Annotated in this window: 21 protein-coding genes; 9 read left to right on the top strand and 12 right to left on the bottom strand. The window is 60.0% G+C overall.

Annotated features, from left to right (window positions below; all coding sequences use genetic code 11):
* Positions 1–107 precede the first annotated feature (107 nt).
* The 4 genes from pta (at position 108) to AC2FFD_RS18980 (ending at position 5,756) form a co-directional block, all read left to right on the top strand.
* Positions 108–1,115, top strand: coding sequence for a phosphate acetyltransferase (pta, locus tag AC2FFD_RS18995; protein WP_496873847.1), 1,008 nt, complete (start codon positions 108–110; stop codon positions 1,113–1,115).
* 90 nt (positions 1,116–1,205) lie between these two features.
* A complete protein-coding gene (locus AC2FFD_RS18990; RefSeq protein WP_496873846.1) occupies positions 1,206–4,025 on the top strand; it encodes a molybdopterin oxidoreductase family protein in 2,820 nt (939 codons plus the stop codon).
* Between the two features lie 109 nt (positions 4,026–4,134).
* Entirely contained in the window at positions 4,135–4,884 is a 750-nt protein-coding gene (locus tag AC2FFD_RS18985) for a 4Fe-4S dicluster domain-containing protein (protein WP_170345634.1), read from the top strand.
* Positions 4,884–5,756 carry a dimethyl sulfoxide reductase anchor subunit family protein gene (locus AC2FFD_RS18980; RefSeq protein WP_170345633.1) on the top strand — a complete coding sequence of 291 codons (873 nt, stop codon included), beginning with the start codon at positions 4,884–4,886 and terminating at the stop codon, positions 5,754–5,756. The genes AC2FFD_RS18985 and AC2FFD_RS18980 overlap by 1 nt, the downstream gene beginning before the upstream one ends.
* 135 nt (positions 5,757–5,891) lie before the next feature.
* On the opposite strand, the gene dapA is transcribed toward AC2FFD_RS18980, so the two are convergent.
* Positions 5,892–6,764: a 4-hydroxy-tetrahydrodipicolinate synthase gene (gene dapA, locus AC2FFD_RS18975; protein WP_171119879.1), complete on the bottom strand. Its 873-nt coding sequence runs from the start codon at positions 6,762–6,764 to the stop codon at positions 5,892–5,894.
* 134 nt (positions 6,765–6,898) lie between these two features.
* On the opposite strand from dapA, the gene AC2FFD_RS18970 reads away from it, so the two are divergent.
* The gene (locus AC2FFD_RS18970; protein WP_425080077.1) at positions 6,899–8,872 is read left to right on the top strand and encodes a lytic transglycosylase domain-containing protein; all 1,974 of its coding nucleotides are present in this window, start codon (positions 6,899–6,901) and stop codon (positions 8,870–8,872) included.
* On the opposite strand, the gene AC2FFD_RS18965 is transcribed toward AC2FFD_RS18970, so the two are convergent.
* Both AC2FFD_RS18965 and mnmC2 read right to left on the bottom strand, forming a co-directional pair.
* A complete protein-coding gene (locus AC2FFD_RS18965) occupies positions 8,846–9,715 on the bottom strand; it encodes a DMT family transporter (protein WP_496873845.1) in 870 nt (289 codons plus the stop codon). The two genes, AC2FFD_RS18970 and AC2FFD_RS18965, sit on opposite strands and share 27 nt — an antisense overlap.
* Entirely contained in the window at positions 9,712–10,377 is a 666-nt protein-coding gene (mnmC2, locus tag AC2FFD_RS18960; protein ID WP_170345629.1) for a tRNA (5-methylaminomethyl-2-thiouridine)(34)-methyltransferase MnmC2, read from the bottom strand. The genes AC2FFD_RS18965 and mnmC2 overlap by 4 nt, the downstream gene beginning before the upstream one ends.
* Positions 10,378–10,432: 55 nt before the next feature.
* Between mnmC2 and AC2FFD_RS18955 the strand changes: the two genes are divergently transcribed.
* Positions 10,433–11,467, top strand: a complete 1,035-nt coding sequence (locus tag AC2FFD_RS18955) for an NAD(P)/FAD-dependent oxidoreductase (RefSeq protein WP_496873844.1) — start codon at positions 10,433–10,435, stop codon at positions 11,465–11,467.
* Here AC2FFD_RS18955 and AC2FFD_RS18950 read toward each other — a convergent pair.
* The 4 genes from AC2FFD_RS18950 to AC2FFD_RS18935 all read right to left on the bottom strand — a co-directional run bounded on the left by AC2FFD_RS18950 (position 11,459) and on the right by AC2FFD_RS18935 (position 14,431).
* Positions 11,459–12,250 (bottom strand): HTD2 family dehydratase, encoded by a 792-nt coding sequence (locus AC2FFD_RS18950; RefSeq protein WP_496873843.1) that lies wholly within the window; start codon positions 12,248–12,250, stop codon positions 11,459–11,461. The two genes, AC2FFD_RS18955 and AC2FFD_RS18950, sit on opposite strands and share 9 nt — an antisense overlap.
* 15 nt (positions 12,251–12,265) lie before the next feature.
* Positions 12,266–12,808, bottom strand: a complete 543-nt coding sequence (locus AC2FFD_RS18945; protein WP_170345627.1) for an NADPH-dependent FMN reductase — start codon at positions 12,806–12,808, stop codon at positions 12,266–12,268.
* Between the two features lie 132 nt (positions 12,809–12,940).
* Positions 12,941–13,612 (bottom strand): YiaD family glycine zipper/OmpA-like lipoprotein, encoded by a 672-nt coding sequence (locus tag AC2FFD_RS18940; protein WP_496873842.1) that lies wholly within the window; start codon positions 13,610–13,612, stop codon positions 12,941–12,943.
* A gap of 126 nt (positions 13,613–13,738) precedes the next feature.
* Positions 13,739–14,431 (bottom strand): helix-turn-helix transcriptional regulator, encoded by a 693-nt coding sequence (locus tag AC2FFD_RS18935; protein ID WP_496873841.1) that lies wholly within the window; start codon positions 14,429–14,431, stop codon positions 13,739–13,741.
* Between the two features lie 106 nt (positions 14,432–14,537).
* On the opposite strand from AC2FFD_RS18935, the gene AC2FFD_RS18930 reads away from it, so the two are divergent.
* On the top strand, positions 14,538–14,729 hold the full coding sequence (locus tag AC2FFD_RS18930; protein ID WP_170345624.1) for a hypothetical protein: 192 nt from the start codon (positions 14,538–14,540) through the stop codon (positions 14,727–14,729).
* Between the two features lie 2 nt (positions 14,730–14,731).
* Here the strand turns inward: AC2FFD_RS18930 and AC2FFD_RS18925 are convergent, their stop codons facing one another.
* Positions 14,732–15,379, bottom strand: coding sequence for an RluA family pseudouridine synthase (locus tag AC2FFD_RS18925; protein WP_496873840.1), 648 nt, complete (start codon positions 15,377–15,379; stop codon positions 14,732–14,734).
* A 99-nt stretch (positions 15,380–15,478) separates the two neighbouring features.
* Between AC2FFD_RS18925 and AC2FFD_RS18920 the strand changes: the two genes are divergently transcribed.
* Both AC2FFD_RS18920 and AC2FFD_RS18915 read left to right on the top strand, forming a co-directional pair.
* Entirely contained in the window at positions 15,479–15,889 is a 411-nt protein-coding gene (locus AC2FFD_RS18920) for a nuclear transport factor 2 family protein (RefSeq protein WP_496873839.1), read from the top strand.
* A gap of 2 nt (positions 15,890–15,891) precedes the next feature.
* The gene (locus AC2FFD_RS18915; RefSeq protein ID WP_496873838.1) at positions 15,892–16,602 is read left to right on the top strand and encodes an SGNH/GDSL hydrolase family protein; all 711 of its coding nucleotides are present in this window, start codon (positions 15,892–15,894) and stop codon (positions 16,600–16,602) included.
* On the opposite strand, the gene rarD is transcribed toward AC2FFD_RS18915, so the two are convergent.
* The 4 genes from rarD to AC2FFD_RS18895 form a co-directional block, all read right to left on the bottom strand.
* Positions 16,593–17,498, bottom strand: coding sequence for an EamA family transporter RarD (gene rarD, locus AC2FFD_RS18910; RefSeq protein WP_496873837.1), 906 nt, complete (start codon positions 17,496–17,498; stop codon positions 16,593–16,595). The genes AC2FFD_RS18915 and rarD overlap by 10 nt on opposite strands.
* Positions 17,499–17,761: 263 nt before the next feature.
* Positions 17,762–20,215 carry a GcvT family protein gene (locus AC2FFD_RS18905; RefSeq protein WP_496873836.1) on the bottom strand — a complete coding sequence of 818 codons (2,454 nt, stop codon included), beginning with the start codon at positions 20,213–20,215 and terminating at the stop codon, positions 17,762–17,764.
* An 89-nt stretch (positions 20,216–20,304) separates the two neighbouring features.
* A complete protein-coding gene (locus AC2FFD_RS18900; RefSeq protein ID WP_496873835.1) occupies positions 20,305–21,282 on the bottom strand; it encodes a GlxA family transcriptional regulator in 978 nt (325 codons plus the stop codon).
* A 5-nt stretch (positions 21,283–21,287) separates the two neighbouring features.
* Entirely contained in the window at positions 21,288–22,181 is an 894-nt protein-coding gene (locus tag AC2FFD_RS18895) for a homocysteine S-methyltransferase family protein (protein WP_496873834.1), read from the bottom strand.
* Positions 22,182–22,184 lie beyond the last annotated feature (3 nt).

Below are 22,184 nucleotides of genomic sequence, written 5' to 3'. Positions count from 1 at the left end.
CGAACCTTTCCGCCGCGACGCAATGAAAAAACCCGTCGCCGTCGCCGGAATCTCGGCCGACGACATGAAAGCTCAGGAAGCGTGATCAAAGGACGAGGCCAGAGCGTATGACAATGACACCCATTGAGATGTTGCGTCAGTGCGCCCCGGCCTCGCGCCCTGTGATTTCGTTATGCGAAGGCAGCGATCCCCGCGTTGTCGCGGGGGCGCTGGCCGCCCAACAGGCCGGGCTGGCCGATGTCATTCTGGTCGGTCCACAAGCCGAGGTCGAAGCCGCCCTCAAAAACCAGAATGCCACTCGCTCTGACGGCGTCATGGTTCACGACCCGGCAACCTCGGACCTGACCGAGGAATTTGCCCAAACCTATTTTGAACTGCGCCAACACAAGGGCGTCGATGCAACCAAGGCCCGTGCCACCGTTGAAACACCGCCTGTCTATGCCGCCATGCTGGTACGCAGCGGGCGGGCCACTGGAACCGTAGGTGGTGCCGTTCACACGACCGGAGACATTGTACGCGCGGCCATTCAGGTGATCGGCATGGCCCCTGATGCCGGAATGGTATCGTCTTTTTTCCTGATGTACCCGCCGGAAAACGCTCAGCCCGGAGCCCGGGCAATGCTCTATTCGGACTGCGGCCTGGTCATCGATCCCAGCGCTGACGAGTTGAGCAAAATTGCCGTCGCCTCGGCCAGATCGGCGCGGGCACTACTGCGGGTTGACCCCAAGATCGCCATGCTCAGCTTCTCGACAAAGGGCAGCGCGAAGCATCCCGATGTCGACAAGGTGATCGAGGCCACAGAAACACTGCGCCGAATGTCCCCAAATCTCGAAGTCGACGGTGAGCTTCAGTTCGACGCGGCCTTCGTGCCCTCGGTCGGGGATCGCAAATCGCCCGGATCTTCGGTCGCCGGCCAAGCCAACGTGATGATCTTTCCCAATCTCGACGCGGGCAATATCGGCTACAAGATCACGCAACGACTGGGGGGTTACACCGCGATCGGCCCGGTTTTGCAGGGGTTGGCGCGACCCGCCAACGATCTGTCCCGCGGATGCAGCGCCGAAGATGTGACCCAGATGATCGCCGTGACCGCACTGCAAGCCATCAGGGAATAATGCCCATAACTCGCGTCGTTTTCAGAACGATGTTCTCTAATCGGAAGGAAAGTGACACAGTCCTCCCGACACAACCGACAGGACCCGCCAATGACCCATCAGCAGCCGATCCTTGAAACGTCTCCGAAAGTTTCGGACGAGGTCCGCAAAACCACCTGTTATATGTGCGCCTGCCGCTGCGGCATCAACGTTCACATGAAAGATGGCAAGGTTGCCTATATCGAAGGAAACCGGGACCACCCGGTCAACAAGGGTGTGCTGTGCGCCAAGGGCTCTGCCGGGATCATGCAGGTCAACGCCCCTTCTCGCCTGCGCAAACCGCTGAAGCGTGTCGGCCCACGCGGCTCGGGTGAATTTCGCGAAATCGAATGGGACGAGGCGCTCAGCACCGCTGTTGGCTGGCTGAACGAACTGCATGAAACCGCACCGCAAAAGCTGGCCTTTTTCACGGGCCGCGACCAGAGCCAGAGCTTCACCAGTTTCTGGGCCCAGAATTTCGGCACTCCGAACTATGCAGCCCATGGCGGCTTCTGCTCGGTCAATATGGCGGCCGGTGGCATTTACACGATGGGGGGCGCGTTTTGGGAGTTTGGACAACCCGATTGGGATCACACCAAACTGTTCATGCTGTTCGGCGTGGCCGAGGATCATGACAGCAACCCGATAAAAATGGGGATCGGCAAGATCAAGGCGCGCGGCGCACGGGTGATCGGAGTGAACCCGATCCGCTCGGGCTATAACGCTGTTGCCGATGACTGGGTCGGGATCACACCCGGCACAGATGGTCTGTTTATCCTATCGTTGATCCACGTGCTGATGAAAGCCGGCAAGATCGATCTGGATTACCTGAGCCGCTATACCAATGCGCCTGTTCTGGTGAATGCAAGCGAGGGTGCGGAAAAGGGCCTGTTCCTGCGCGACGAGGACGGCAAGCCGCTGGTAATTGATCGCAAGACGGGCAAGCCAACCGCATTCGACAAGCCCGGCGTGCGCCCGGACCTGTCGGCGACCTATGACAAGGACGGTGTAACGCACCGCCCCGTTTTCCACCTGATGGCCGAGAAATACCTCAGCGATGAACACGCGCCCGAGGCGGTGGCCGATCGCTGCGGCATCCCCGCCAAACGTATCCGGGCCATTGCCGCCGAAATCGCCCGGGTCGCTTTTGACGAGGCGATCGAACTGGATCAGGAATGGGTTGATTTTCGGGGCGAAAAGCACACCAAGATGATTGGTCGTCCCGTCAGCTTCCATGCCATGCGGGGCGTTTCGGCCCATGCCAACGGATTCCAGACCTGCCGCGCTTTGCACGTGCTTCAGATCCTGCTGGGAACAGTCGAGGTGCCAGGCGGTTTCCGTTTCAAGCCACCCTATCCCAAACCGGTCGAAGCGCACCCGACGCCCCATGGCGACAGGCGTCCGGGACGCCCGCTGAACGGCCCGCATCTGGGCTTCCCCCGGGGTCCCGAAGACCTGCTGCTGGACGACTGCGGCACACCGCAACGCATCGACAAGGCGTTCACCTGGGAAAACCCGATGTCCGCGCATGGGTTGATGCATATGGTGATCTCGAACGCGGCTGCCGGTGATCCCTACAAGATCGACACGCTGTTCATGTATATGGCGAACATGTCGTGGAACTCCTCCATGAACACCAAAGGTGTGATGGAGATGCTGACGGCCAAGACCGAAGACGGCAATTACGTCATCCCGCGCATCATCTACTCCGATGCCTATTCTTCGGAAATGGTGGCTTATGCCGACTTGATCCTGCCCGACACCACCTATCTCGAACGGCACGATTGTATCTCTCTGCTGGATCGCCCGATCTGCGAGGCCGACGCCGCAGCAGACGCCATTCGCTGGCCGGTGGTCGAACCCGACCGTGACGTGCGTGGCTTCCAGTCGGTTCTGATCGAACTGGCCAACCGCATGAGCCTGCCGGGTTTCACGAATGAGGACGGCAGCCCAAAGTGGAAAGACTACGCAGATTACATCGTCAACCACGAACGACGTCCCGGCATCGGCCCGCTGGCCGGCTTCCGGGGTTCGGATGGTGACAAGGAAGGCCGCGGCGAAGTCAATCCGGATCAACTGAACCGGTATATCACAAACGGTGGGTTTTATGTGGCGCATATCCCGGAAGGCGCGGATTACTACAAGCCTTGGAACACCGCCTATCAGGACTGGGCTGTCGGGATGGGCATCTATGACAGCCCTCAACCCTATCTGTTCCAGCTCTATTCCGAACCGATGCGCCGTTTCCAGCTGGCTGCCGAAGGTTACGGTGACCGCCAACCGCCCGAGCAACTGCGCCAGCGCATCAAGGACACGATGGATCCGCTGCCGATCTGGTACGAAACCGACCAGCAGGGCAATGAAGGCTTCACGGTCAACGCCCTGACCCAACGCCCAATGGCCATGTATCACAGTTGGGGTACACAGAACGCGTGGCTGCGCCAGTTGCACGGGCACAACCCGCTTTATGTCCCGACCAAACTGATGCGAGAACACAACCTGCAAGACGGAGACTGGGCAAAAGTCAGCTCCCCACACGGTGAGATCACCGTGCCTGTGATGGAGATGGCCGCGCTGAACGACAACACGGTCTGGACGTGGAACGCCATCGGCAAACGCAAAGGTGCCTGGGCTTTGCAGGACGACGCGCCAGAGGCGACCAAAGGTTTCCTGCTCAACCACCTGATTCACGAATTGCTGCCGTCCAAAGAAGATGGAATGCGCTGGGCCAATTCGGACCCGATCACAGGTCAGGCGGCATGGTTCGACCTGAAGGTCAAAATCGAAAAAACCGACGCGCCCGCCGATGCGCAAAGCCAGCCGAATTTCGACCCGATCAAATCTCCGGTCGGAACCGGCCCTGAGAACCTGGCCTGGAAGGTGGGCAAATGACCCGGATCCGCACTTCATCTGGCCAAAAATATCCCGGGGGTGAATTGAGCCGCAGGCTCAAGAGGGGGCTGGCCCCCTCACCTGCCCCCCAAAGCAGAGGTTCACTGACATGACCCAGCTACCTAACTCCACCGACCGCAAGATGGGTCTGGTCATCGACCTTGACACCTGTGTTGGCTGCCACGCCTGCGTTATTTCCTGCAAAGGCTGGAACACTGAAAACTACGGGGCCCCGCTTTCGGATCAGGACGCCTACGGTGCAAACCCTTCGGGCACCTTCCTCAACCGCGTGCATTCCTACGAAGTGCAACCTGCCGACGGGCACGCCCAGCTGATCCACTTCCCAAAATCCTGCCTGCATTGCGAAGACGCGCCCTGCGTTACCGTTTGCCCCACCGGCGCCAGCTACAAGAGGGTCGAGGATGGCATCGTATTGGTCAATGAAAGCGATTGTATCGGGTGCGGCCTGTGCGCCTGGTCCTGCCCTTACGGTGCGCGGGAACTGGATGTAGCCGAAGGCGTGATGAAGAAATGCACACTTTGTGTTGACCGCATCTACAACGAAAACCTCCCCGAAGTCGACCGTATCCCAGCCTGTGTTCGCACCTGCCCTGCGGGCGCAAGGCACTTTGGCGATCTGGGCGATCCTGACAGCGATGTCAGCCAGTTGGTTGCAGAACGAGGCGGGATGGACCTGATGCCGGAAATGGGCACCAAACCCGTCAACAAATACCTGCCCCCGCGCCCCAAGGACACCGTGGAAGACCAGATCGACATACTGGCCCCCCTGCTGGCACCCATTGCCGACGAGCCCAAAGGGTTCCTCGGCTGGCTCGACAAGACGTTGGAGAAACTCTGATGCATCCCGCACCATCCGTCATTCTGTTCACCACCCTGTCCGGTCTGGGATTCGGACTGCTGTTCTTTCTTGGGCTGGGGTTTCCGGCTGTCTCGGGTTGGGTGGCTTTTGTGTTCTTCGCCATTGCCTATGGTCTGGCCGTCGGCGGGCTTTTGGCCTCGACCTTCCACCTTGGCCATCCGGAACGGGCCTTGAAGGCCTTCACCCAATGGAAAACCAGCTGGCTCAGCCGTGAAGGTTGGTGTGCCGTACTCGCGCTGGTCATCATGGGGCTTTATGCGATTGGCGTGGTGTTTCTGGACCAGCGTTGGGGTTTTCTGGGCTGGATCGGCGCAGGATTGTCGCTGGCGACCGTGTTCACGACCTCGATGATCTATACGCAACTCAAGACCATCCCACGCTGGAACATGAACCTGACACCTGCCATGTTCCTCAGCTTCAGCCTGACCGGCGGTGCCTTGCTGGCAGGTCAGACAAGCGCAGCTCTGCCGCTGCTGCTGATCGCGGCGCTGGTGCAGATACTGTACTGGCGCAAGGGAGATCAGGCGTTTGCATCATCGGGAACGGATCTGGGAACAGCCACAGGGCTTGGCACACGCGGTTCCGTCCGCGCCTTTGAGCCGCCCCATACCGGCACCAATTATCTGCTGCGAGAATTCGTTCACGTGGTCGGACGCAAACACGCCGAGAAACTGCGGCTGATCTCGTTCGTTCTGGCATTCGTGTTGCCGGTTCTGCTGTTGTTGCTGCCGTTCAATCACGTCTTCGCCCTGCTGGCCGTGGCCTCGCATCTGGCGGGCGTTGCAACGTCGCGCTGGCTGTTCTTTGCGCAGGCGGAACATGTCGTGGGGTTGTACTACGGCAAACGGTAGAGGGGGCGCTGCCCCCGCCGCGGCAAGCCGCGACTCCCCCGGGATATTTTTAGCCAGATGAAGTCTGGAAACATGGAAAAGAAAGGGCGGCGCTCAAGGTCAGAGGCCGCCCTTCGTCATATTCTGAAATACCGGTCAGATCAGGCCGGCATGGGCCATTGCGGCCTCGATGGCTTCCTTGGTGCTGGCTTCCAGCTCGGTCAGGGGTGAGCGGACTTCGGTGCTGCAAAGGCCCAGTTTGCTGAGTGCATATTTGGCACCGACAAGGCCCGGCTCGATAAAGATCGCCTCATGCAGCGGCATCAGTTTGTCCTGATACTCCAACGCCTTTGCATAATCTCCGGCCAGCGTGGCCTGCTGGAATTCGGCGCAGAGCCTAGGGGCCACGTTTGCAGTCACCGAGATGCAGCCAACACCGCCATGGGCATTGAACCCAAGGGCCGTGGCGTCTTCGCCGGACAGTTGGCAGAAATCTGCGCCACAGGCAGCGCGCTGCTGGCTGACACGGGCCAGGTCGCCTGTTGCATCCTTGACCCCGACGATACGGGGAAGCTTGGCCAGTTCACCCATTGTGGCAGGCGTCATATCAATGACTGAACGGCCCGGAATGTTGTAGATGATGATCGGGATATCCGCGGCCGCATGCAGCGCCTCGAAATGCGCGATCAGGCCGCGCTGAGTCGGTTTGTTGTAATACGGCGTAACGACCAGCGCCGCATCCGCCCCAACTTTTTCCGCAAATTGAACGAAGCGGACAGCTTCGACCGTGTTGTTCGACCCGGCACCGGCAATGACCGGAACGCGGCCCGCAGCGGTTTTGACGACCTCTTCGATCACCGTCTCATGCTCTTCGTGGCTGAGCGTCGGGCTTTCGCCGGTGGTTCCCACAGGCACCAGCCCGGTCGAGCCTTCGGATATCTGCCAATCCACCAGATGTTTGAGCGTCTTCAGGTCCAACTCGCCGTTGTTGAACGGGGTGACGAGGGCTGGCATCGAGCCTTTGAACATGACACGCTCCTTCAAGGTGCATTTTGCTGTTTTTGCGCCGCGGTCCCTCACGTTTCCAGCTTTGTGAGTTGATCCCGGCGACGCACGGTTTATCCTCACAGGCTCTATCCTCGGTTGGTTGGGAAATGCAAGGGATGACACGCTTTCTGGCACTGTTGACTGCTGTGATTCTGTATTCGGTGACTGCGCCGCATTCAGCGCGGGCAGATGCTGCGGCTGATTTGCGCGCCGGGCTTGACGAAATGCGCAAAGGCGACTGGAACGCCGCGTTGCGCGTATCCGGCCAGCGAGGTTCCGTATCGCGTGATATCATCGTCTGGCACTGGCTGCGCGAGGGGTTCGGCAGCTCTGGCGACGTATTGGTGTTTCTCGAACGTCGGCCGGACTGGCCCGGTTTGGCATGGCTGCGCCGCAAGAGCGAGCCCGTTTTCACCGGAGCCGATCCCGACAGAGTTCTGAAATTCTATGCCGCCATGCCGCCTCAGACAGCAGAGGGCGCGTTGAACTACGCCGTTGCCCTGAAAGCCAAGGGACGCATCGGAGAGGCGGAGGCCGACATTGTGACAGCCTGGCGCACCATGCCAATGGGTTCGGGCCTGCAAAAAAGCTATCTGGAGAACTTTGCCACATTGCTGAAACCGCATCACGCGGCGCGGTTGGACAGAATGCTGTGGGACGGTCATCTTGTGAGCGCCGGGCAGATGTTGCCTTTGATCGGTTCGGACGAACGCAAACTGGCCGAAGCGCGCATAGCATTGCAGAAACGCCAACCCGGTGTGGACACCAAGGTGGCAGCAGTTCCCAAGTCGCTGGCGGATGCGCCCGGGCTGGCCTTCGATCGTTTTGTCTGGCGCGACAAGAAAGAACTGGATGACAGCGCCGTCGATCTGATGCTGGCACGCTCTACCGGGCCTGACGCCCTGGGTGAGCCCGACAAATGGGCCGAGGGACGGCGCCGTCTTGCACGGCTTGAGATGCGATCGGGCCGTGCGGCGCGCGCCTATGACGTGGCCGCCAATCATCACATGACCCCCGAAATGGGTTACGGCTATGCCGATCTTGAATGGCTGGCCGGTTTTCTGGCGCTTCGCAAACTGAATGATCCAGCCACCGCCGTTCGCCACTTCCAGAACTTTTCGGACGCCGTGAAATCTCCGATCTCGAAAGGCCGTGGTGGCTATTGGCTTGGGCGCGCTTACGCGGCACTGGGTGACGCGGACAAGGCGTATGACGCCTATGCGATGGGAGCCGACTACCAGACCTCATTCTACGGTCTGTTGGCCGCAGAACGGATCGGACGACCGTTTGATTCGGAACTGGCCAATCCGCGTCGCGCGCCGCATTGGCGGCAGGCGGAGTTTGCCGATTCCAGCGTTTTGGAGGCCGGGTTGCTGTTGTTGAAAGCCGGAGAAGCAAACCTGTCCGAACGGTTCCTGACCCATCTGGTGGAAGGCCTTGATCCAGTGCAGGCCAGTCAGCTGGGCGATCTGGTGATTGAACTGAAACAGCCGCATCTGGCCGTGATGATCGCCAAACGGGCCGCGACCAACGGTACTGTCCTTCCTGCGGCCTATTACCCGGTCCACCCGGTGGCCGATATGCGATTGCCGATGGCCAAGGAAATGACACTGGCGATCGCGCGCCGCGAAAGCGAGTTCGACCCGGTCGTCGTCAGCGGTGCGGGCGCGCGCGGCCTGATGCAGGTAATGCCCGCCACGGCCAAGCTGGTCGCGGGCGAGCTGGGCATTCTCGGCGGCCATCAAACCGGGCGATTGACCACGGACTGGCAATACAACGCAAAGCTTGGGGCCAACTACCTTTCCGGTTTGGCAGCCGATTTCAACGGCAACGTTGTGATGATGGCGGCGGGGTATAATGCAGGGCCAAGGCGTCCGATCTCGTGGATGGAACGCTATGGTGACCCACGCACAGGCGAGGTCGATATCGTCGACTGGATCGAGACGATCCCGTTCAGCGAAACGCGAAACTACGTGATGCGCGTGACCGAAAGCCTGCCGGTCTACCGTGCTCGCCTGGGGCAACCCGCCCTTCCGATTCCTTTTTCGCAGGAACTGATCGGATCATCTCTGGCGGCGTTCGCGCCATAAGGTGAACAAACCTGCGGCTACGACGATGGTTGCGCCCGCCACGACTTCGGGGCGCAACGTTTCGCCAAAGATCGAAATACCCAGGATCGCGCTCCAAACCAGGTGGAAATACGCAAAGGGTTGAACCGCACTGGCTTCGGCCATCTCATAACACTTGATCAGCAGCCAGTGCCCGAACACCCCACTGACACAAAGCAGCGCCATCCAGAGCCAGTCGCTGCGCGCCATCGGCTCCCAGAACCACATGCCAAACACGGTCATCGCCACGGCCCCGGCGACACCGGTCCAGAAAAAGCTGGTCGCCGCGCTGTCCTGACGGGCGACATATCGCGTCAAAAGGCCATAGATCGCAAACAGCAATGCGGAAATCAAAGGTATGACAGCCCATGGGTTAAAGACCCCGCCACCCGGTTGCAGAATGATCAGAACTCCGATGCAGCCGACACCGATCGCGACCCACCGCCGCCATCCGACCTTTTCACCCAGCACCGGCCCGCTCAGCGCGGCGACAAGCAGAGGATAGCAGATGAAAACCGCCATACTGTCGATCAGGCCAAGGACCGTAAAGCCGAACACCGCGATGCAGATCTCGGTCGCCAGCAGCACCCCCCGCACGATCTGCACACCCAACTGACTTGTCTTTGTGGCCGCCTTCAGCCCACCGGGGGCCCGCGCAGCCAGAGCGATGACGAAAGCTGCAAAGAACCAATAGCGGATCATGACCACCATGTAGGTGTTGTAGGTTCCGGCCAGATGGCGCGAGATACCGTCCTGCAAAGCAAAGACAATCGTCGCGCCCACCATCAATGCGATGCCCGCGCCCACATTGTTCTTCTGGGTCATGCTTTGCGTGCCCGGGTCATGTGCCGCTTGCGGCCAAAGCCGGGCGTGCGGGTCACGTTGAAACCGGCACTTTCAAGCCCCCGGCGCACAAAGCCCGCGGCCGTATACGTGGCCGCCGTCCCCCCCGTGACAGTGTGGTTTGCCACGTCCTGCATCAGGCCCACACCCCACAATTCAGGGTTCTTGGCCGGTGAAAACCCGTCGAGAAACCAGGCATCTGCCATTGCGTCCCAGTTCGGCAATGTCTTGCGCGCATCGCCGATCACCACCTCGAACTGAAGCGACTCCAATGTACATGTGCGTCCTGTCCAATGCGCCAGAAAACGGCTGCTCCACGGATGCAATTCAGGAAAGGACCCGAGCGCGCGTTGCATGTCTTCCGGCGCCATGGGAAAGGCTTCGAAACTGGTAAAGCGCAATGGCCCTTTTTGGCCGGATGCTTCCCATTCCGACCAGGCCGTCAGCAGGTTCAGGCCGGTGCCGAAACCCAACTCGGCAATGTGAAACCCCGGCGCAAACCGTGCAGGCAAATCATTTCCCGCCAGAAACACATGGCGCGTCTCTTCCAGCCCGTTCTGCAACGAGTAATATGGGTCGTCGAAGCGGTCCGAGACCGGGATCTGATCTTCGGTCCACGTCAATTTGGCGCGCTGGTCTGCCATCGGGGAATCCTGTAGCTAAGCGGCGCGACACTGAACAAGGAAAAGGGAATTGGCAATGGTCGATGTGACGGTTCGCGGCGCGGGAATTTTCGGCCTGTCCATCGCCTGGATTTGTGCGCGACGCGGCGCAAACGTGCAGGTTGTCGATCCGTTCGGACCGGGCGCGGGGTCCAGCGGAGGTCTGGTCGGCGCGTTGGCCCCGCATGTGCCGGAAAACTGGAACGCCAAGAAAGCATTTCAGTTCGACAGCCTGATCATGGCTGAACCGTTCTGGCGGCAGGTCGAAGACACCGGCGGGGTTTCCCCCGGCTATGGCCGGCTGGGCCGCCTTCAGCCGATCCCGGACGCGCGTGGTCTGGAATTGGCCCGCCAGCGCGCAGGCACCGCAGATGAGCTTTGGCAAGGCCGCGCGGAATGGCGTGTCATGACCACGGCCCAAGCGGGTTCATGGTGCCCGCCCAGCCCCACAGGCTTTGTCATCCGGGATACGTTAACGGCACGGATGCACCCCCGGCGGGCCTGTGCCGCGCTGGTCGCAGCCCTGGAGGTCATGGGCGTCCACATTGTCAGTGAAGCCGAGGACAAGGGGCAGGTCATCCACGCCACGGGCCTTGCAGGATTGCAGGAATTGAACGACGCCTACGGCAAGACCGTCGGAAATGGTGTCAAAGGGCAGGCCGCCCTGTTGCGCTTCGACGCGGGGGAAGTGCCGCAACTGTTCGCCGACGCGATTCACATTGTCCCACATGCAGACGGAACACTTGCGGTCGGATCGACCTCGGAACGGGACTACGATGACCCGACCAGCACGGACGAAGCTCTGGACGACGTGATAGACCGCGCCACGCGCGTCCTGCCCCTGTTGCACGGGGCCGAGGTGATCGAACGCTGGGCCGGTGTGCGCCCTCGCAGCAAAAGCCGTGCGCCGATGTTGGGCGCTCATCCCCTGCATCAGGGGCAGTTCATCGCCAATGGCGGGTTCAAAATCGGGTTCGGCATGGCCCCCAAAATCGCCGAGGTCATGGCCGATCTTATGCTGGAAGATCGGGATAGGATCCCTGATGAGTTCCGGCCCGAAGCCTCATTGTGACTGTACGACAGCCTGCATGCATCGCCGCCCGTCAGGGCCGCGCACCCACATGTTTTCACCTCTCCGGCACAACTGGGCAGTTTCGAAATGCATCAACGGTGAAGTCGCACGGAACGAAAACGAGGCGAGCGGACCGCTCAGATCCACCGCGAACAACATCAGAAGCTGCGCCAGAAGCGGCCCGTGCACGACCAGCCCGCCATATCCTTCCACATCGCGCGCATAGTCCAGATCATAGTGAATACGGTGGCCATTGAAGGTCAGGGCCGAGTATCGAAACAACAAGGTTGAATCGAACCCGACTTCGCGGAAATCGGTTTCATCGGTGCGCGCTATGGGCGGTTGGGGCGTTTCAGCATCCGGCGCAGGATCTTCGCGATAGACGAGATCCTGCCACTCTGTCACGCGCAACTGACCGTTCTGCCAGATCTCGTGCCGCAAAGTGACAAAGCCCAACGGGCCGGACCGCCCCACCTTGGCGCTTTGGCTTTCAAGAACCGATTTCTTTTCGGCGGTGATCCCAGCGATCAGAGGAGCGTGAAAGGTCAACCGCCCCCCGGCCCACATTCTGCGCGGCAACCCCATATCCGGGATCAGGCCCCCAACCTTGGGATGCCCATCCCGGCCCAATGCGGCAGCCGGTTGCGGGGTCCAGAAATAGAGCTGATGGAAGAAGGGCGGCAATTCCGAACCACTGGCGATCGTCGGCACAGCGCCCAGCGCCACCTGAAATGCGGCCGCGCGGGCCGGATCCAGAAGATCGGTCTGTCGCTCTTGCGTCATTTGCCTGACCCGCGATCAGAACCCGGCCTGGGCCCTTAGTTTCTGCATCAAATCGTGCAAGGACTTTTCATAGCGATCGGAACGCAGCCTTCCCTGATCGTCGAATTCGTTCGAACTGTTCGCCAGATGGATTTCGGGCCCTTGCAGGATGCGCGGCTGAAAGGGAACCATACAGGCCCGCAGGATCATCTGCGCCCGCTCCCCGCCCGCACGACCAGCAGCCGCCGACATTACCGCAACCGGTTTGTCGGCCCATGGATTGCCTTGCGTACGGCTGACCCAATCCAGCGCGTTCTTCAGAACACCCGATGGGCCCTTGTTGTACTCAGGTGTCGAGATGATCACCGCATCGGCCTGTGCGATCTGATTGGCCAACGTCTGAACCACTTCGGGAATCCCTTCGCCGTCTTCCAGATCACCATCATAGAGAGGCAGGTTCAAATCCGCTTCGACAAAGCTCGCCGGATCGAACAACCGAGCCGCCTCGCGCAGAAGCTTACGGTTGGTCGCGTTCTGGCGCAGGGACCCGGACAGGCCAAGAAGGGTCGGTTGGGACATCAGGAAAGCTCCGTTTCTGTGTTTGTCGCAAGTTAGACCGAGTTCACCCTGATCCAAACCCCATTTGACGCACAGTCATTGCGCGAAGGGGGCCGCCCAAAGGGTGGCCCCGCTGTTCACAAAACGCAGGAGTTACGCGTTTCCGCTGGGAACCACGACAATCTCGACACGCCGGTTTTGCGATTTTCCTTCGGGCGTCAGGTTGGACGCGACAGGGTTGTTTTCACCTTGCCCGATCGTGCGAATGCGGTTGTAGCTGACACCATTGGCCTGAAGGATATCGGCCACGGCATTTACGCGACGCTCTGACAGGCCTTGGTTATAGGTTGCGTCTCCGTCGCTGTCGGTGTGACCGATGATCTGCACGTTCGAATTCGGGTAGTTGACCAGGTTCTGGCCCACTTTCACCAGATCAGACCGCAGCGCCGGGCGTACGGTCGAACTGTCGGTGTCAAAGGTGATGTCATTCGGGACCGTCACAATCAGGCGATCGCCTGCGTTGACGATCGTAATTCCGTCATTTGCCAGCTGTTGACGCAGCTCCGCAGCCTGCTTGTCCAGTTGATTGCCGATCACTCCGCCCCCGGCAGCACCGATTGCGGCACCGGCCAGCGCACCCAGACCGGGGTTCGAGTTATTGGCAATCGCCCCGATACCAGCGCCAACCAGACCACCCAATACGGCGCCTTGTTTGGCGTTCTGGTTCGGGTCGTTTTGTACTGTCAGCGTGCCCGGATCGGTACAGGCCGCCAACACAAGGGCTGAACACAAGCCTGTGGCCACGAAAAACTTGGAAATCGTCATGATATCACCTTCTGCTCCAGCACCCGTTATTCGGGCATGCTTCGTTTTCCTCAGTATATCACTGTGCAGGCTTGGCGGCTCAAGCAACAATGCGGTGAGATCGGCGAATACCCGCCAAACGCGTATTCAAACCGTTTCAACGAACGCTTCTGCATTCTGCTGTTCCTGCCAGAGGTCGCGCAACGACCTGCTCTGTCCTGAAAAGCTTTCCTCCGTGCATTCGCTGGACCAGATACGGTCGGTGCGGAAATGGCGAAACCCGTTGCGCAGTTCGCACCAGCCTGCAAGCATCGTGCATTCGATGTGGTAGATCAGCGCCACAGGGCGCACGACCCGGACCGTGCGTTCGCCTTCGCCATCTTCATAGGTGATACGGATTTTCCGCTCTGCCCTGATGGCTTCGCGGTAATGCGCGATCGATACACAACCCTTTTCCGGATCATCCGCCGGGGCACCCCATGGGGCAACCTGCAACCAATCCGCTGGGCAATGCAATGCATCGATCTTCTGACATATCCGGCTGGCGGCCCGCTGAAGATGGCTGTCACCGGTGCGCGCCAACATGGACAGTCCAACCCACAAGGCCTCAACTTCCTCTGCATCGAAATTGAGCGGCGGCAAGTCGTAACCGCGCCGCATAATGTAACCAACGCCCGCCTCACCTTCGATGGGCGTCCGTTGCGCCTGCAACTCGGCAATATCCCGATAAACCGTGCGCACGGACACCTCCAACCTTGCGGCCAGTGCCTCTGCCGTGACCGGAGCGCCCGCAGCCCGCAGGATCTGGATGATTTCAAACAATCGGGTCGAACGGCGCATTGCATCCTCCTGTCACCATGCTGACACCCTAGCACACCCCACTGACAAGAGGGTGTCAGGAGAGATGGGTCAAATTGGAATGGCATCACGAAAAGGAGCACGAAAAATGCCATACCTCGACACCCATGTCATGATGACACTCAGGCTGGGGCAATGGTCTCAGGACCACACCCTGCGCGCCTTCGAGATCGAGCGCGAAATCGCCATGGCCCGGCAGTGCAAGCAGCCCGTTTCAAAGAAACGATCAAGACGTTTTTCGCTGGGAAATCTGAAGATGCTCTGGACCAGCACGGCCTGAGATCAGAACTCGGGCCGGGCACGAAACTTCATCGAAACCCCGCCTTCCGGGTGTTTCAGGCGCAGTTCTTCCGAATGCAGCATCAATCTGGGGAAGCCCAGCGCATCGCCTGTTGCATAGAATGGATCGCCCAGGATCGGGTGGCCCAGAGCCTGCATATGAACACGAAGCTGATGAGACCGGCCCGTTTTGGGAAACAGACGCACACGCGTCGTATCGCCTTCGGTCTTCACGACACGCCAGTCCGTCACGGCAGGTTTGCCCGTCGCATGACAAACCATCTGTCTGGGCCGGTTGGGCCAGTCCACGATCAGAGGCAGATCAACGGTACCGGTCTTGGGTTCCAGATGCCCCCAGACACGGGCGATATAGGTTTTGCGGGTCTGACGCTGCTCGAATTGCAGGCTCAGGTTGCGCTGCGCGTGCGGCGTTTGGGCAAAGACCATGACACCGGACGTGTCCCGGTCCAACCGGTGCACCAGCAGGGCCTGTGGAAATGCATCCTGCACCCGGGTCAAAAGACAATCGGACAGATGCGCCCCCCGCCCCGGAACGGAAAGCAGGCCCGGAGGCTTGTTCACCACGATCAGCTGTGCATCTTCATGCAACACATCCAGCGGGGTTTGAGGGGGATCATAGGTTTCGCTCATGCAGGGGTGCCTATCCCAGCTCGTGACCTCCCGCAACGTCGTCCTTGCATGCCCGCCCATGTTCGGTGACCTTCTCCCCAAAAAAGCGGAGGAGATGCCATGCACCCGACAATAGAACGCATGCAAGAGGTTGTCGCGAAGGGCGATGAGGCCTTGATCCACGAACTTTTGGCCGAAGATGTGCAGTTCCTGCCACCAACCTACTACAGCACCTGGACAGGGCGCGCTCCGGTCGCGGCCGTTCTGGGGCATGTCGGGCAGGTGTTTTCAGATTTTCGGTATCGGCGCATCATGGGCGACGGGAAAGACTGGGCATTGGAGTTTCAATGCAAAGTCGGTGATCTGGATGGTATCGGTGTCGATCTGATTACATTGAATGACGACGGGTTGATTCAGGTTTTCGAGGTCGTCATGCGCCCCTACAAAACGGTAGGTGCCTTGCGCGATGCCATGATGGCGCGGGTTATGACCGACGCCCGTTTTCTGGAATTCAAAAACGCGCTGAGCTGACAATGCCACGTTCATTGGCTGCCGATCAGATTTTGCGGGTGCCTTTGCTTCCGGTGCTTGCCGCGCAGGGCCTATCGGTGCGACGGAACGCTCAGCTGCTGCCGGAACCGACTGGCCCGCGCGAGGGCCGCACAGGGCGCGGGCCGCGCCTGCGGCTTCTGATCACCGGTGACAGCTCGGCAGCCGGAGTGGGCGCGGGCACGCAGGATCAGGCGTTATCCGGCCATCTGGTCAACCGTCTGGCAAGGCACTACGCGGTCGAATGGCGGCTGGAAGCGACAACCGGGCACACCACCCAGGATACGATTGACCGCCTGTCGCAGATAAATGGCGAATTTGATGCTGTCGTTACGGCACTCGGGGTCAATGATGTCACCCGGGCTGTAACACGCCAGCAATTTGCGCACCGCCAGACCCGTCTCATCCGCTTGCTTTCAGAAGACCTGGGCGCTCGGCGCATCGTCGTCACCGCTGTCCCGCAGATGAACAGGTTTCCGGCCCTGCCACAGCCGCTGGCCTGGGTACTAGGATGCCAAGCCGCGCGCCTGGACCAGGGGCTGCAAGAGGTTGTAGCTGCTTTTCCGCATGCTCAACACCTGCCCCTCGATCTGCCGGACGACCCGGCATTGGCTGCACCGGATGGCTATCATCCCAGCCCCCGGGCGTATGCGCTTTGGGCGGATGCAGCCGCGCGTCTGTTGCTTCAGGCCTGACCGCGCGCCTGCCGGATCATAGGGATCGAGTAAACGACCAGAGCCGCCCAGATCAATGGGAACGCAATCATCCGGCCGGTGTCTATCTTCTCACCGAACAGGGTTATAGCAGTAATGAAGATCATGGTCGGCGCGATGTATTGCAGAATGCCCATCGTGGACAGACGCACCAGTTTGGCGCCATTTGCGTAAACCAGCAACGGCACCGCCGTCACAACCCCTGCACAGGACAGCAACAAGGTGTCCGGCATCGCCACGCCGAAATGTCCTGTGCCCTGCACACCCAAAAAGGTGACATAGACCAGTGCCGGAATCAAAAGGATCAGGACCTCGAGCAGGAAACCCTGGTTCGGCCCAATCGGCAGCGAGCGCTTGAAGAACGCGTAGAACCCCCAGCTGACCATCAAGCCAAGAGCGGCCCAAGGCAAACGACCGGCTTCCACCACAAGTACCACCACACCGATCGCAGCCAATCCAACCGCGAACAATTGTGTCCGTGTCAGGGGTTCCCTCAACAGGATTGCCCCCAGCGCAATACTGAACAGAGGGTTGATGTAATATCCCAGCGCTGCATCCAATGCGTTGCCCGTGGAAATGGCCCATACGTAAATCGCCCAGTTCACGGAAATAAGCGCAGCGGTCAAAGCGGCCATGCCCAACATCTTCGGGTTGCCAAGCGCGGCCTTCAGATCCCGGGTTCGGCCCAGGACAACCAGCAACAACCCGGCCACGGGCACTGACCAGATAACACGGTGCGCCACAACCTCGACCGCGCCCATATGATCCAGCGCTTTCATGTACAGAGGCAAAAACCCCCACAGAACATAGGCCGTGACTGCCAGCGCAAGCCCCCTTGGTGTGTCCGTGTTCTGTGAAGGTAGAAGCGTGTCTGCCACATCGGGTCTCCGGTTGATACCGGTTCGGTTTAAGGCAGAAATGAACGGGTTGAAAACTCTGAAAACAGTGAAGTGTCACATAACGATGTTTGATGAGTTGTCAGACCACGCTTTTCAGGTGAGGTCTGAAATGCGAGGCTCTGCCTCGCGCTCCGGGATATTTGTGGCCAGATGAACAAGGGGCACCAATCTTCATCTGGCCGAAAATATCTCGGGGGAGTCGCCGAAGGCGGCGGGGGCAGAGCCCCCACCGAACCCCGTGGTCACACCTTGACCCGTTCGGATTTCGAGTCATACATCGGCTTGAGCGACGCCTCGGCCCGGACTTGCGTGCCACAAACGTCGATCTCGTAAGTCGAGGCCAGAACGTCCGCAGCCTTCTCCCCTTCGCAGGGCACGTAACCCAAACCGATGGCGCCTCCCAGCGTGTGGCCATAGTTGCCCGAGCTGAGATAGCCCACATACTCGCCATCGCGGATGATCGGTTCATTGTGGAACAGCAGCGGCTCGGGATCGGTCAGGCGGAATTGCACAAGGCGCGATTTCGGCCCGCTTTCCTTGCGCGCGATCACCGCCTCGCGGCCGATGAAGTCGCAGCCCTTGTCCACCTTGACGGCAAAGCCCAGCCCGGCATCCACCACGTGATCCTCGCAGGTGATGTCATGGCCGAAATGGCGGAAGCCCTTTTCGATCCGGCAGCTGTCCATCATGTGCATGCCACAGAGTTTCAGCCCCATGCCCTGCCCCGCATCGTGCAGCGTTTCAAAGACGTGGCCCGCCATGTCGGAAGATACGTAGATCTCCCAGCCCAGCTCGCCCACATAGGTGACGCGGTGGGCGCGGGCGAGGCCCATGCCGATCTCGATCTCCTGCGCGGTGCCGAAGGGGTTTGCCGCGTTGGTGAAATCGTTTGGCGAAACCTTTTCCAGCAAGGCCCGCGCATTCGGACCCATCACCGCCAGAACGCCTTCACCCGCCGTGACATCGGTAATGACCACGTTGAAATCGCCCGAATGACGCATCATCCAGGTCTGATCCGCCAGCCGCGTCGCTGCCGGGGTGACCACCAAATAGGACGTCTCGGTAAGACGTGTCACGGTGACATCCGCCTCGATTCCGCCGGAACGGTTCAGAAACTGCGTGTAGACGATCTTGCCGTTGGGCACCGCGTAGTCGCCGCCACCGATAAAGTTCATGAACTTCTGGGCATCGGGGCCTTCGACGCGGATCTTGCCGAACGAGGACATGTCATACATGCCCACGTTTTCGCGCACCGCGCGGTGTTCGGCGGCCGAGTTGTCGAACCAGTTCTGGCGCTTCCAGCTATAGTTGTATTCGCGCTCTTGCCCTTCATTGGCGAACCAGTTGGCGCGCTCCCACCCGGCCAGTTCGCCCATCACGGCCCCGTGTTCTTTCAGGTGGTGGTGGAACGGCGTCCGGCGCACGCCGCGCGCCGTGGCTTTCTGGCGATAGGGGTAGTGGTCGGCATAGAGCAGGCCCAGCGTCTCCTTGGACCGTTCGAACAGGTATTTCCTGTTGCCTTGGAAGGGTTGCATCCGGCTGATGTCCACATCGCCCAGGTCAAAGGGTTTTTCACCCGAATCCATCCATTCGGCCAGCGCCATGCCCGCACCGCCTGCCGATTGAATGCCAATCGAGTTGAACCCGGCGGCAACCCAGACATTGTCCATCTCAGGCGCCAGACCCAGATGATAGGCATCGTCAGGCGTAAAGCTCTCGGGGCCGTTGAAGAAGGTGTGGATACCGGCCTCGGCCAGCATCGGCATCCGTTCGCAGGCGGCTTCGAGGATCGGTTCAAAATGGTCGAAATCCTCGGGCAGCTGGTCGAATTCGAACGTGTCCGGGATGCCATTCATCGCCCAGGGCTTGGCGTTGGGTTCAAATGCACCCAGCAGGATTTTTCCGGCATCCTCCTTGTAATAGGCGCATTCATCCGGCACCCGCAGCACCGGCAGCTGGGTCAGGCCGTCGATGTTTTCGGTCACGATATAGAAGTGTTCGCAGGCATGCAGCGGGACGTTCACGCCGGCCATTCGGCCAACTTCGTGGCCCCACATGCCCGCGCAGTTCACCACCATGTCGCATTCGATATGACCCGAGGCGCTGCCGTCATCGGCCACCCAATCGACGCCGGTCACGCGGCGGCCCTGTTTGACGATGTCGGTGACCTTTACCCTCTCTTTCACCACGCCTCCGCGCTGGCGGGCGCCCTTGGCCAGGGCCAGCGCAATATTGGCGGGATCACCCTGCCCATCCAACGGCAGATAGACGGCACCTTTGACGCCCTCGAGATTGATGTGCGGATACAGTTCCTGCACGCGCTCATTCGAGATTTCTTCGACCTCGACACCAAACGCCCGCGCCATCGCAGCCTGACGATAGATTTCCTCTTTGCGTTCCTCGGTCAGCGCCACGGTGATCGACCCGCAGCGCTTGAAGCCGGTGGCGACGCCGGTTTCCTCTTCCAGCGAGCCATACAGCTCCTGACTGTACTTCGCCAGCTTGGTCATGTTTGCGGTGGCGCGCAGCTGCGCAATCAGACCCGCCGCATGCCAGGTGGTGCCACTGGTCAGTTGCTTTCGTTCAAGCAACACGACGTCCTTCCAACCCTTCTTGGTCAAATGATACGCGACCGAGCATCCGATGACGCCACCGCCGATGATGACCGCTCGGGCCTTGCTGGGAAGATCAACCATCCTGAAATCTCCGCTGTGTCAGGTTTGGCATAGGTTGCCATGGAAGATCGACAATAAATGCACCAAAAGCGTCACATAATCCGCAGTTTTCACCGATGTGAAGCCGCGCGCTTTTGCCGACGTACGACAAAAGGCGTTACCCCGAAGAAGCTTTTGTACACAGACGAAAACCCGTTCGGAAAACCACAAGCCAATCCAATTTCGCGTACGCTCATCGTGGTGTTCAGCAACAGGTTATTTGCCTTGGCCAGTCGCATTTCCCGGTAGAATCCGTTGGGAGTGGTTCCAAAAAAGGTTTTGAACTTACGCTCGAGGGACCGGTTCGACAGGTGCAGCGATTCGACGATCTGATTGATCGGCAGGGGGTCTTCGATATTGGCCTGCATGAGCTTTATGCACTGATCCAGCTTCGAATCGCCGGTCGCCGTCAACTTGGCCCCCGAGAACGGTTGCATCGAAGCGAAATCGCGGATGTTCTCATGCAGCATGATGTCGGCCACGGTCATCTTCGCAGGCCCCGAGATATGGCGCCCGATCACCGCCAAGGCGATATCCGTTGTGGCCTCCATCCCGGCACATGTCACAACCGCGCCCTGTTCGGTTGCGATCGACAGCTTGGCTTCGAACCGGGCGCCGCGTTCGCGCAGGAACGACGCGTTTTCCCAATGGGTTGCCAAGTCGGCTGTTCCCTGCTCGTCGATATAGCGGCTGGCGGCTTCGGCCAGCAGGAACACCTTGGCGTCCCGGAAGGTATAGTCCGACACCACCCGCCCCAACGACAAATCCGGATGGTCCGGGTCTGAATTGCCGATTACGAACAGGTAATCCGCCCTTGGCTGTGACGGCACCGCTTCTGTTTGAACCACGGCGTCACTGCTGCTGGCAATCGTGCCACCTTTGAGCGAGCGATAGGTGAAGGAGAACGGAGGGCTTGGGCATACGCGGTTGGCCAACCTCAATACCTCTACCAACGACGCCAGCTCCAACAGCACGAAACCCGGCGCGACAAGGATGTCGAAATGCCGGATGGCCTGCTTTGGAGCGTCCGAAGTAGATTTTGCCGCCATTTTCTTCAAACGATGTTATGACCGGCGGCCCGCAACCGGTTCGCCAGTTCTTCGATATGATCCGGCCCGATTTCGCAGCACCCGCCAACAATCGTTGCCCCCTGATTGATCCACCGCATCACCTGATCCGCATAAGCCCTGGGGCCAAGGTCATGCCGTTCTTGCAGGGCATCCACGGTCGGCGCATCCTGAAGGAAATCATCCGTAATATGCGTGAAGCCATTGGCGTAGGCCCCGTAAGGCCGGTTCATGCCGGACAGAACCTCGAGCGCCGCCGGGATCGCCTCGGGGCGCGAACAGTTGATTAACACGGCATCGGGCGAAAACTCCTCCATCAACGGTGCAATGTCCGCCAACGGTTCGCCGGACCTGAGAAGGCTGCCATCGTCATCATTGACCGACAGGGACAGCCAAACCGGTTTTCCGCATCCGACCGTGCCACGCAATGCGCCCTCGGCCTCTTGCACCGAGGACACGGTTTCGATCAAAAACAGATCGACCCGCGCGGCCATCATGGCCACAAGTTCAGCGAACTTTTCAGCCGCATCCGCAGGGTCCGGGTTAAGGTCGGGGCGATATGAAGCGAGCAATGGCCCCAGTGCACCCGCGATCCGCCCCCCGGTTTCCGTGCGGGCGCGTTCGGCCTGCGTCAAGGCAGTGTCGATCAGGGTAGGCATCTGATCCTCTATCCCCACCCGCACCAGGCGAGAGCGATGGACGGCATAAGTATTGGTTGTCGCGACCGTCGCACCCCGGCTGAAATAGTCGCGGTGCACTTCCGCAACCAAATCGGGGTGATCGATCATCACGCGCGTCGACCACAGCGGTGTCGCCCGGTCGCCACTGCGTTTTACCAGTTCCTGCCCGATAGAGCCGTCCAAAAGAGTGATATCTGCCATGTC

This window comes from Ruegeria sp. YTSC002, from assembly GCF_059609845.1.
Note: the sequence above shows the minus strand (reverse complement) of the source record. Positions and strands in the feature narration are given on the sequence as shown.